The following is an 11,605-nucleotide window of genomic DNA, read 5'->3' on the forward strand; positions in this document are numbered from 1 at the left end:
GACGCCCACCTCGACGAGGCGATCGAGCGGCACCGGCGCGACGGTGCGGTGGTCAGTCTTGTCGTCTGCGATCTGAACGGGCTCAAGCGCGTCAACGACACCCTCGGGCACGCGGTCGGGGACCGGCTCCTCGAACGGTTCGGGTCGGTGCTGTCGCTGTGCGGGGCCAGGCTGCCCGGCGCGCTGGCCGCCCGGCTNNCGCGCCGCCGAGTTGGAGCTGGGGGAGGGGGTCGCCTGTGGGATCGCGTCCACCGCCGACGAGATCGGTCCGGTGCGGACGGCTCGGCGGTTGTTCCGGCTCGCCGACGCGGCGCAGTATCGGGCGAAGGCGGTTCGCTCGGAGCGGCCGGTTGTCGCGGGGCGCGAGGGGCCCAGTGACCCGGTCGTCCAGCTTGCTGATTCCGGGCCCGCCGGGGGAGAGGATGTTGAGCGGCGGCGGTTCCGTGGGCGTCAGCCCTGAGGGACGGGTTAGCGGGGGGTTGGGCACCCGGCGCTGGTGTGGGCCTCCCCGGGGGCTGCCGCCCCCGGACCCCCGCTGTCGGCCTGAACGGCCTCGTCCTCAAACGCCGGACGGGCTGGTCGGGAGCGCGTGTAAGGGGTGTAACGGCCACCCGATGGTGACATCTTGGAATTCACTGCGTACGCTCCTGAATATGGATATGCACACTGTGGTGGTGGGGACGTTCGGAGTGACCGCGGACGACGTGCTCGCCGTGGCGCGTGGCGGGGCCCGGATCGAGTTGTCCGGGGAGGCCGTCGCCGCCCTCTCGAAGGCTCGCGGGATCATCGACGCGCTGGCCGCCAAGCCCGAGCCCGTGTACGGCGTGAGCACCGGGTTCGGCGCCCTGGCGACCCGGCACATCAGCCCCGAGCTGCGCGCCCAGCTCCAGCGCAACATCGTCCGCTCGCACGCCGCCGGCATGGGGCCGCGGGTCGAGCGGGAGGTCGTACGGGCGCTGATGTTCCTGCGGCTCAAGACCGTCTGCTCGGGACACACCGGCGTACGGCCCGAGGTCGCGCAGACCATGGCCGACGTGCTCAACGCCGGGATCACCCCGGTCGTGCACGAGTACGGCTCCCTCGGCTGCTCCGGTGACCTCGCGCCCCTCTCCCACTGCGCCCTCACGCTCATGGGCGAGGGTGACGCCGAGGGTCCCGACGGGGTCGTGCGGCCCGCCGGTGAGCTTCTCGCCGAGCACGGCATCGCCCCCGTCGAGCTGCGGGAGAAGGAGGGCCTCGCCCTGCTCAACGGCACCGACGGCATGCTCGGCATGCTGATCATGGCCCTCGCCGACCTGGACACCCTCTACAAGTCCGCCGACATCACCGCGGCGCTCTCGCTCGAAGCACTTCTCGGCACCGAGAAGGTCCTCGCGCCCGAGCTGCACGCCATCCGGCCGCACCCGGGACAGGGGGCCAGCGCGGCCAACATGCTTGCCGTGCTGGAGGGTTCGGAGCTCACCGGGCACCACCAGGACGGCGCCCCGCGCGTCCAGGACGCCTACTCCGTGCGCTGCGCCCCGCAGGTCGCCGGCGCCGGGCGCGACACCATGGCGCACGCGCGGCTCGTCGCCGAGCGGGAACTCGCCTCCGCCGTCGACAACCCCGTCGTCCTGCCCGACGGGCGGGTCGAGTCCAACGGGAACTTCCACGGCGCTCCGGTCGCGTACGTCCTCGACTTCCTCGCCATCGCCGCCGCCGATCTCGGTTCGATCGCCGAGCGGCGCACGGACCGGCTCCTCGACAAGAACCGCTCGCACGGGCTGCCGCCGTTCCTCGCGGACGACGCCGGGGTGGACAGCGGGCTGATGATCGCCCAGTACACCCAGGCAGCCCTGGTGAGCGAGTTGAAGCGGCTCGCCGTGCCCGCCTCGGCGGACTCGATCCCGTCCTCCGCCATGCAGGAGGACCACGTCTCCATGGGCTGGTCGGCCGCGCGCAAGCTCCGTACGGCCGTCGACAACCTCGCCCGGGTCATCGCCGTCGAGCTGTACGCGGCCACGCGCGCCATCGAGCTGCGCGAGGGGCTCACCCCCGCACCCGCGTCCCGGGCCGTCATCAACGCCGTACGGGCCGCCGGTGTCGAAGGGCCGGGCCCTGACCGGTTCCTGGCGCCCGACCTCGCCGCGGCCGACGTGTTCGTGCGCGGCGGGCACCTGGTCGCGGCGGTGGAGCCGGTGACCGGGCCGTTGCGGTGACTCCTGTACGGGTGACTCCTGTACGGGTGACTCCTGTACGGGTGACTCCTGTACGGGGAGCGTGAGCGGGGCCCTGCCGGTGTTGCCGGACAGGGCCCCGAATCGTTTCGCCTGACTTGTGCCTGCTCGCTACTTCAGCTTGGCCGACTGGGCCTTCACCACCGGGGCCGAGACGGCGTACGGCTCCCCGGAGACGACCTTGCCGAGGTTGACCGTGGTGTACGCCGCGATGGTGTTCCCGTGGCGCACGACCTCGCCGTAGGTGAAGCCGGTCGGGTCGTCCGGCTCCTCCGCCGCGCCCTTCACGGAGAACGCCACGGACTCGTCACCGAACCCGGACGGCTTCACCGGCGCGACCTTCTCGTACTTCGTCCTCTCCGAGCCGACAGTGGCCGAGAATCCGCCCGAGCACGCGGCGACCGCGTCGGCGACGGCCTTCATGGTCTTCTCGGCGCCGTCACCCTCGTACGAGGAGAGCGAGAGGAAGGTCATGTCGATGTTCATGGACTCCGCGAACGCGTCCTGCCACCCCGCGTCGGACCCCTTGCCCTTGGCCTTGGCCTTGGCCTCGGGGTCCAGGTTCTGGGTGACCTTGCCCTGTACGACGGGCGCCTCGTCGCCGGGCGCCATGCCCGAGATGGCGTACACGATCGGCGCGCAGGCCGGCTCGGTGACCTTGACGTTGCTCTTGGTGCCCACCGCCTTCATCTCGGCGGTGGCCGACTCGACCTTGTAGCCGGTCACGTCGGCCTTGGTGACGAGCAGCTTCTCCAGCTCGGCCTTGGTCGCGGCCTTCGCCGCCTTCGCGGGCTCGTCGGCCTGTGTCGTCGCCGACCCCCCGGATTCCTTGGACTTCTTGGACTCGCCGGAGTCGTCGCCGCCACACCCCGTGATGAGGGTGAGCGCCAGCACGCCCACGGTCGTCGTGGCGCACACGCGCACCCTCGATGATCTCTTCATGAGCGGACTATGGACCGACGGTCAAATAAACGTCAAATCCTTAAAGTTCGTCAAAAGTTCTGGGCTTTCGTTCGTGGGCCCGTCAGAGCTCCAGCCGCTCCCGGCGCAGCGAGTACGCCACGAACCCGGCGCCCAGACCGAGACAGAACGTGCCACCGACGACGTACGGCGTGGTGTTGAAGCTGCCGGTGTCGGCGAGGCGGGTGCCGTCGGCGGCGCCGGTACCCGTGTCGGAGGTCGTCGTCGCGGTCGTCGCCGTGGCCGAGCCGACGGACGTACTCGTGCTCGTGCTCACGCTCGCGTTCGTGGCTCTGGTGCCCGTGAGGGAGATCCGCTGGGTGTGCTCCGACATGGAGGACATGGACGTGCCCGCTCTGTGCCGCTGCTCAACCGGCTGCACCGCGGGCTTCTCGGCCGTCGCGTTGGCGGAGGGGACGAACCACAGGGCGCCCAGCAGGGTGCCCGCGGCGGTGGCGGTCAACAACGATCGACGTGCGGATGACACGGAATATCGATCCCCTTGTGGCGCTGGCGAATTGGCCGTGGCCCCGATGTTAATGAAAGTCGTGGGTCGTGGGAAAGTTGCGGGAGCCGTGAGCCGTACGCTCTCCGACCATGAGCACATCAGAGACATCGCGTTTTGTACGGCTTCGCGTGGAACTGGTCGTCGAGGTCGACGACGTGGACGCCCTGACGAAGGCCGCATTGGAGCGGATCGCCGGTGACACCGAGATGCCGGCCGACGAGCGGGTGCATGCCGAGGACACTGTGACGGAAGACACCGCGGAGGCGCTCGCGTACCTCGTGGACCCGTTCGACCTGGTCGGCGAGGTGCCGGGGACCGAACTCGCGCAGGCATCCTGGAGCAGCGAGGAGATCGACTACGACCCGGATTCGCCGGATTGGGATCTGGACGAGGATGATGAGTCGGACGGCGACGCAGTGGTCGGGGAGCGGCTGGACGGCTGACGCGGCTGGGGAGGAACAAGATCCCGGACGGCAACCGCCGACCGGGGTCTCGTCGTCTCAGGAGACGCGGTGACCGGTATGGGCACCACGCGACCCGGTGGCGTACGGGATGAGCGGACAGCTCCCTGTGACCCGGGCGACGTGGTGTGCCCCACACAACGAGTGAATGTTGAACGGGATGAACCGGCCGTAGCGTTGAAGCGTGTTACGGGGACCCTCGCTGATTTGGCTTGGGATTCGGCAACGATGGAGAAGCGTGTGATGACGGACAGTAGGCGGCGCAGGGGTCTCATGGCCGCGTCCGCCCTGCTCGGTGGCGTGCTGGTGCTCTCTGCTTGCAGCGGAGGTGGCAGCGACAGTGACTCCAAGGGCGGCAGCGGAACCGACACCTCTCAGGCCAAGGCCGACGAGGCGGCGGCCGAGAAGGCGTCCGAGGCCCAGATCAAGATCACGCCGGGAGACGGTTCGAACAACGCCTCCATCAACAACGCCGCCCAGGTGGTGGTGGCCAAGGGCACCCTCTCGGCCGTGGAGATGACGACGGCGGACGGTACCCCGGTCGCCGGTGAGATATCTGCCGACAAGACCAGTTGGAAGCCGAGCGCCCAGTTGGAGCGCGCGACCACCTACAAGGTGGCGGCGGAGGCGAAGGACGCCGACGGCCGCGCCGCGCACGAGAACGCCTCGTTCACCACGGTCTCCGCCGCGAACAGCTTCGTCGGCTACTTCACCCCCGAGGACGGTTCGACCGTCGGTGTGGGCATGCCCGTGTCGATCAACTTCGACAAGGCGATCACCGACCGGGCGGCCGTGCAGAAGGGCGTCACGGTTTCGTCGACCAGCGGGCAGGAGGTCGTCTGCCACTGGTTCAGCGACACCCGCATGGACTGCCGGCCCGACGACTACTGGAAGGAGAACTCCACCGTCACGCTGAAGTTGGCGCTCGACGGCGTGAAGGGCGGGAACGATCTTTACGGCGTGCAGCAGAAGACGGTCAATTTCAAGATCGGCCGTAATCAGGTGTCCATCGTCGACGCCAAGACGAAGACGATGAAGGTCACCCACAACGGCGAGGTCATCAAGACCATTCCGATCTCCGCGGGTTCGCCGGAGAACAAGACGTACCAGGGCCGGATGGTGATCTCCGAGAAGTTCAAGGAGACCCGGATGAACGGCGCCACGGTCGGCTTCACGGACGCCGACGGCAAGGGCGAGTACGACATCAAGGACGTGCCGCACGCCATGCGCCTGACCAACTCCGGCACCTTCGTGCACGGCAACTACTGGGGCGACGATTCCGTCTTCGGCAACGTCAACACCAGCCACGGCTGCGTCGGCCTGAACGACACCAAGGGCGCCAACGACCCGAACTCCGAGGGCTTCTGGTTCTTCGAGCACTCGATCGTCGGTGACGTCGTCGACGTCCGGAACACCGGTGACAAGACCGTCGACCCGGCCAACGGCCTCAACGGCTGGAACCTGGACTGGGCTGCGTGGAAGGCGGGTTCGGCGATCTGATCAGCCCGGATCAGCCGGATCGGATCCCGGTCCGGTCCGGTTCCGTCGCCAACTCCCCGTGTTTCGAGGGTGGCCGCTCCCGCGAGCGGCCACCCTCCGCGTTTCCGCCTCTGTGGTTTCCGTCCGTCAAATGCGCAATGTTTCGTAACTGCCTCGTAACAGCCAATGCGCAATCGCTCAGTCTATTGAGCGTCTGATCATCCCTCGGCATAATTCACGGCCGGGGGGCGTGCGCGCATGCGTACGGGACTCCCCCCGGCCGGGTGAACGGGGAACTGCCCGGTACTTCAGCCAGCTCCAGGGGGAGACTTGCGCACAGAAGTGAAAAGAGCATGGGTCGCAACGGTGGCCACAGCGGCCACAGTTGCCCTCGCGGCGGGCATGACCAGCCCGGCGACCGCGAAGGCCGACCCGAGGGCCGAGCAGCAGCGCTTGACCAGCGCCGCACAGAAGCTCAAGCCCGCACACCGCATCACACTCATCACCGGTGACCGGGTCGCCGTCGACGCGAAGGGCCGCGTCGTCGGCCTGGAGCGGGCGCCGGGCCGGGACAAGATACCCGTGCAGATCCGCAAGGCAGGCGGGCACACGCTCGTCGTCCCGGCCGACGCGGCCCGACTCGTCGCGAGCGGGAAGCTCGACCAACGGCTGTTCGACATAACCGAGTTGAGCAAGGAGGCGACCCTCAGGTCCCAGCAGAAGGGCCTGAAGGTCATCGTCGGCTACAAGGGGGCGGCGACCGCCGCCAAGGCCGATGTCCGCGACGCGGGCAACCTCCGTCACACGCTGAAGATCCTGAACGCGGACGCCGTGCAGACCCCGCAGAAGGACGCCCACGAACTCTGGGACGCGGTGACCAACGGCGACAGGACCGCCGCCGGGATCGCGCACATCTGGCTCGACGGCACCCGCAGGGCCAGCCTCGACAAGTCCGTGCCGCAGATCGGCGCGCCGAAGGCGTGGGCGGCCGGGTTCGACGGCAAGGGCGTGAAGGTCGCCGTCCTGGACACGGGTGTCGACGCCACCCACCCGGACCTCAGGGACCAGGTGATCGCGGCCAAGAACTTCACCACGGCCACGAGCGTCACCGACAAGTTCGGCCACGGCACGCACGTCGCGTCCATCGTGGCGGGCACCGGCGCCAAGTCGGGCGGCAAGTACAAGGGTGTCGCGCCCGGCGCCAAGATCATCAGCGGCAAGGTCCTGGACGACAACGGCGGCGGTGACGACTCCGGCATCATCGCGGGCATGGAGTGGGCGGCCGATCAGGGCGCCCAGGTCGTCAACCTCAGCCTCGGCGGCCAGGACACCCCCGAGATCGACCCGCTGGAGGCGACGGTCAACAAGCTGTCCGCCGAGAAGGGCATCCTCTTCGCGATCGCGGCGGGCAACTCCGGCCCCGAGTCGATCGGTTCGCCGGGCAGCGCCGACGCGGCGCTCACCGTCGGCGCGGTCGACGACCACGACAAGCTGGCCGACTTCTCCAGCACCGGCCCGCGGGTCGGCGACGGCGCCATCAAGCCGGACGTGACCGCGCCCGGTGTGGACATCACGGCAGCCTCCGCCAAGGGCAGCGTCATCGAGCAGGAGGTCGGCGAGAAGCCGCCGGGCTACCTCACCATCTCGGGTACGTCGATGGCGACGCCGCATGTGGCGGGCGCGGCGGCGATCCTCAAGCAGGAGCACCCGACCTGGACGTACGCCGAGATCAAGGGCGTACTCACCGGGTCCGCGAAGGGCGGCAAGTACTCGGCGTTCCAGCAGGGCGCGGGCCGTATCCAGGTCGACAAGGCCATCAAGCAGACCGTGATCGCCGAACCCGGGTCGCTGAGCTTCGGTACGCAGGCGTGGCCGCACACCGACGACACCCCGGTCACCAAGCAGTTGACGTACCGCAACCTCGGCACGACCGACGTCACGCTGAAGCTGTCGGCGACCGCGACCAACCCGAAGGGCCAGGCCGCTCCGGCCGGCTTCTTCAAGCTGGCCGCGACGACCCTGAAGGTCCCGGCGCACGGCACCGCCTCGGTCGGCTACACCGTCAACACCAAGCTGGGCGGCACTCTCGACGGCGCGTACTCCTCGTACGTGACGGCGACGGCCGGCGCCCAGGCCGTCCGTACGGCCGCCGCGGTCAACCGTGAGATCGAGTCGTACGACGTCACGGTCAAGCACATCGACAAGACCGGTCAGCCGACGGACGAGTACAACTCGGTCCTCGCGGGCTACCGCGGCCTGGGCACCGACCGGACCTTCCAGATCCCGCCGGTCGCCACCGGCACCACGACCGTGCGCGTGCCCAAGGGCACGTACCTCATGGACGCCTGGATCGCGAAGGACTTCACCAAGCCCGACCTGGGCGGTGGAGGCATCGACTGGGTGGTCCAGCCGAAGATCGAGGTCAACAGGAACGTCTCGCTGACGGTCGACGCCCGCACCACCAAGGCGGCCGACATCACGGTGCCGGACGCCACCGCCAAGCCGCTGAGCGCGACGGTCGACTACCTGTACGACAAGGCAGGCATCAGCATCGGGGTCCAGCTCGACTCCTTCGCGAACATCCGGATGGCCCACCTCGGCCCGGACACCCCCGGCCTCACGCAGACCTGGTTCGGCCAGTTCAGCAAGGGCGCGGGCAAGGAGTACGACGCGATCACCACTGCCAAGGGCAAGAGGATCGTGGGCGCCAAGGTCCGTCACTTCAAGGCGAGCGAGTTCGCCACGGTGACGAGCAAGCTCGGTGCCGGAGCACCCAACAAGACCGGCGCGCTCAACGTGACCGCCGTCCTGCCCGAGGACGCCGGTTTCGGGGTGCCCGTCGAGCAGGCCCTGCCGGCCACGCACACGGCGTACGTGACCACGGGTGAGAACGTCCAGTGGGCCTTCGACTTCGCCCAGTTCAAGGGCAGGGACGCGCAGGGTCTGCCGATCCCCGAGGCCTTCTACTCCCTCGGGAACCTGCAGAAGGCACGGCCGGGCGGCAAGTACTCCCGCACCTTCAACACCGCGGTCTTCGGGCCCCGGCTGCTTCCGGACTTCGGTGTCTTCCGCGACGGCCAGTTCATCTTCGGTTCGCTGCCGCTGTTCGCCGACGGCGCGGGCCACGCCGGCTCGTCCGACTTCACCTCGGTGAAGACGTCGCTGTACCGCAACGGCCAACTGGTCGGCACGAACGACGACCCGCTGTTCGGCGGAGGGTTGTTCAAGGTGCCGGCGGGTGACGCCGGGTACAAGCTGACGACGTCCGTCAAGCGCAGCATCAAGGTCGCCGAGGCGTCCACGCGGATCGACGCGAGCTGGACGTTCCGCTCCAAGAAGTCGGCGGACGTGGCGCAGCTCCCGGTCTCCTCGGTCCGCTTCAACGCGCCCGTCGGCCTGGACAACAAGGTCACGGCGGAGAAGAAGGTCACCTTCCCGGTCGTCGTCGAGGGCGCGGCACGCGGCAGCAACCTGGGGTCGCTGTCGGTGTACGCGTCGTACGACTACGGCCGCACCTGGAAGAAGCTGACCGTGACGAACGGCAAGGTCACCGTCGTGAACCCGAAGAAGGGCGCGGCGATCTCCTTCCACGCGAAGATCAGCGACAAGAAGGGCAACAAGTCGACGATCTCGATCTACGACGCGTACTTCGGCAAGTAGAGCCCGTAGTGCGGTAGTAAAAGGCCCTACGCGTACGTGTAGCGGTTGATCGGCGGACGGCCCGCCGGGGACATCCCCGGCGGGCCGTCCGTGTGAGCGGTCCGTGTGACGGTCACTTCACGAACCTGTGGCCGCACCCGCACCCGTATCCGTGCCCGCCTTCGCCGCGTCCCGGCCCCAGCTCGCCAGCAGGCGCAGGCCCTCCGCCGAGGGGGAGCCCGGCTCGGCGTGGTAGACGATCAGCATCTGGTCACCGTCGTCAGGGAGTGCGAACGACTCGAAGTTCAGGGTCAGTTCGCCCACCAGGGGATGCCGGAACCGCTTCACCCCGAAGCTCTTCTCCTTGACGTCGTGGGTCGCCCACAGCCGCCGGAACTCCTCGCTCTTCACCGACAGCTCACCCACCAGCGCGGACAGCCTCGGGTCCTCCGGATAGCAGCCGGCGTCCATCCGCAGATGGCAGACGATGTCGATCGCCTTCTGCTCCCAGTCCAGGAACAGGTCGTGGTACTCGGGCCGCAGGAACACCAGCCGCGCCCAGTTCCGGTCCTGCGGCGGCAGCTCGGCCCAGTCCCCGAAGAGGGACGCCGTCATCGTGTTCCACGCCAGGATGTCCGTCCGCCGCCCGGCGATGTACGCCGGTACGCCGTCCATCGTGTCGAGTAGTTGCCGCAGCGTCCCCCGTACGGCCTGGGTCCGCGCCGACGGCTTCTTCTTGTGCTGCTTCGGCTTGGCGAGGTGGGTGAGGTGGGCGTGCTCGGCGTTCGTCAGCCGCAGGGCGCGGGCGATGGCGTCGAGGACCTCGGCGGAGACGTTCTGTCCGTTGCCCTGTTCGAGCCGCGTGTAGTAGGCGACGGACACCCCGGCCAGCTGGGCCAGCTCCTCACGGCGCAGCCCGGGCACCCGGCGGTGCCGCCCGAAGTCCGGCAGCCCCACGTCCTGCGGCTTGAGCCGGGCCCGCCGGGTGCGCAGGAACTCGCTCAGCTCGGCCCGCCGGTCCAGGGCCCCGCCGGCGCCGAAGCTCCCGGAGGCGTGCGCGGGATCCATGGATTCGGGGTGTTCGTCCATACGGTTCATTATTCCCGGTCGTACGATCACGAGCCTGACCCCGCCAGTGGTAGGACCGCTGGACGTACGCGGAAGCGTGGACTGGGTGAGGGGAGCGATCTTGGGCAGACTGGTCGTCGCACCCGGTCAGAAGGCGGCCGGGAGCGAATCCCCCCTAGGAGAACCCCCGGCATGACCACCACCGTCGCCGCATACGCCGCACCCTCCGCCAAGGCTCCCCTGGAGCGCACGACCATCGAGCGCCGCGAGGTCCGCGAGTTCGACGTCCTGATCGACATCAAGTTCGCCGGTATATGCCACTCCGACATCCACCAGGCCCGCGAGGGCTGGGGCGAGGCCATGTTCCCGATGGTCCCGGGCCACGAGATCGCCGGTGTCGTCGAGGCGGTCGGCCCCGGTGTCACCAAGTTCGCCGTCGGCGACCACGTGGGCGTCGGCTGTCTGGTCGACTCGTGCCGCGAGTGCGAGAACTGCGAGGCGGGCCTGGAGCAGTACTGCCTCAAGGGCGGCGTCGGCACCTACAACGCGCTCGACAAGAACGGTGAGCCGACGTACGGCGGCTACTCCCAGAAGATCGTCGTGGACGAGGCCTTCACGGTCCGTATCCCCGACGGTCTGGCCCTCGACGTGGCCGCGCCGCTGCTCTGCGCGGGCATCACCACGTACTCCCCGCTGAAGCACTGGAACGCCGGCCCCGGCAAGAAGGTCGCGATCCTCGGCTTCGGCGGCCTCGGCCACATGGGCGTCAAGATCGCGAACGCGCTCGGCGCCGAGGTCACCGTCCTCTCGCAGTCCCTCCGCAAGAAGGACGACGGCCTGAAGCTGGGCGCCCAGCACTACTACGCGACCAGCGACGAGGCCACGTTCAAGGAGCTGCGCGGTACCTTCGACCTCATCCTGTCCACGGTGTCGGCCCCGCTGAACCTGGACAGCTACCTGTCCCTCCTCAAGACGGACGGCGCGTTCGTGAACGTCGGCGCCCCCGAGGAGCCCGTCGCGCTGAACCTGTTCTCGGTGATCATGGGCCGCAAGACCCTCGCGGGCTCCGGCATCGGCGGCATCCAGGAGACCCAGGAGATGCTGGACTTCTGCGCCGAGCACGGCCTGGGCTCGGAGATCGAGCTGATCAGCGCCTCGGAGATCAACGAGGCGTACGAGCGGGTCCTCGCCAGCGACGTCCGCTACCGCTTCGTGATCGACGCCGCGACGATCTGATCTGGCCTGGTAGTCCTGGCAGTCCTCAGGTGTCGCCT

Annotated in this window: 8 protein-coding genes and 2 pseudogenes; 7 read left to right on the forward strand and 3 right to left on the reverse strand. The window is 68.8% G+C overall.

The window, feature by feature from the left end; translation table 11 throughout:
• The 3 genes and pseudogenes from AOK08_RS47635 to hutH all read left to right on the forward strand — a co-directional run.
• Nucleotides 1–197: pseudogene (locus AOK08_RS47635) on the forward strand (diguanylate cyclase domain-containing protein); the annotation flags it as partial.
• A 2-nt stretch (nucleotides 198–199) separates the two neighbouring features.
• A pseudogene (locus AOK08_RS47640) lies at nucleotides 200–460 on the forward strand (diguanylate cyclase); the annotation flags it as partial.
• A 199-nt stretch (nucleotides 461–659) separates the two neighbouring features.
• Nucleotides 660–2,198: a histidine ammonia-lyase gene (gene hutH / locus AOK08_RS28210; RefSeq protein WP_055531248.1), complete on the forward strand. Its 1,539-nt coding sequence runs from the start codon at nucleotides 660–662 to the stop codon at nucleotides 2,196–2,198.
• Nucleotides 2,199–2,327: 129 nt separating this feature from the next.
• Here hutH and AOK08_RS28215 read toward each other — a convergent pair whose 3' ends face one another.
• Both AOK08_RS28215 and AOK08_RS28220 read right to left on the reverse strand, forming a co-directional pair.
• Complete coding sequence (locus AOK08_RS28215) at nucleotides 2,328–3,158, reverse strand: hypothetical protein (RefSeq protein ID WP_157876835.1); 831 nt, start codon at nucleotides 3,156–3,158, stop codon at nucleotides 2,328–2,330.
• A gap of 82 nt (nucleotides 3,159–3,240) precedes the next feature.
• Nucleotides 3,241–3,663 (reverse strand): hypothetical protein, encoded by a 423-nt coding sequence (locus AOK08_RS28220; RefSeq protein WP_055531252.1) that lies wholly within the window; start codon nucleotides 3,661–3,663, stop codon nucleotides 3,241–3,243.
• A gap of 110 nt (nucleotides 3,664–3,773) precedes the next feature.
• On the opposite strand from AOK08_RS28220, the gene AOK08_RS28225 reads away from it, so the two are divergent.
• The 3 genes from AOK08_RS28225 (at nucleotide 3,774) to AOK08_RS28235 (ending at nucleotide 9,284) form a co-directional block, all read left to right on the forward strand.
• Nucleotides 3,774–4,127 carry a hypothetical protein gene (locus tag AOK08_RS28225; protein ID WP_055531254.1) on the forward strand — a complete coding sequence of 118 codons (354 nt, stop codon included), beginning with the start codon at nucleotides 3,774–3,776 and terminating at the stop codon, nucleotides 4,125–4,127.
• A gap of 246 nt (nucleotides 4,128–4,373) precedes the next feature.
• Nucleotides 4,374–5,645, forward strand: coding sequence for a L,D-transpeptidase (locus tag AOK08_RS28230; RefSeq protein ID WP_198539418.1), 1,272 nt, complete (start codon nucleotides 4,374–4,376; stop codon nucleotides 5,643–5,645).
• Between the two features lie 381 nt (nucleotides 5,646–6,026).
• Nucleotides 6,027–9,284, forward strand: a complete 3,258-nt coding sequence (locus AOK08_RS28235) for a S8 family peptidase (protein WP_079054318.1) — start codon at nucleotides 6,027–6,029, stop codon at nucleotides 9,282–9,284.
• A gap of 117 nt (nucleotides 9,285–9,401) precedes the next feature.
• Here the strand turns inward: AOK08_RS28235 and AOK08_RS28240 are convergent, their stop codons facing one another.
• On the reverse strand, nucleotides 9,402–10,352 hold the full coding sequence (locus AOK08_RS28240; protein WP_055531260.1) for a helix-turn-helix transcriptional regulator: 951 nt from the start codon (nucleotides 10,350–10,352) through the stop codon (nucleotides 9,402–9,404).
• A 171-nt stretch (nucleotides 10,353–10,523) separates the two neighbouring features.
• Between AOK08_RS28240 and AOK08_RS28245 the strand changes: the two genes are divergently transcribed.
• Nucleotides 10,524–11,567 (forward strand): NAD(P)-dependent alcohol dehydrogenase, encoded by a 1,044-nt coding sequence (locus AOK08_RS28245; protein WP_055531262.1) that lies wholly within the window; start codon nucleotides 10,524–10,526, stop codon nucleotides 11,565–11,567.
• The last annotated feature ends 38 nt before the right edge of the window (nucleotides 11,568–11,605 follow it).

Source organism: Streptomyces graminilatus (assembly GCF_001418565.1).
Lineage (GTDB): Bacteria > Actinomycetota > Actinomycetes > Streptomycetales > Streptomycetaceae > Streptomyces > Streptomyces graminilatus.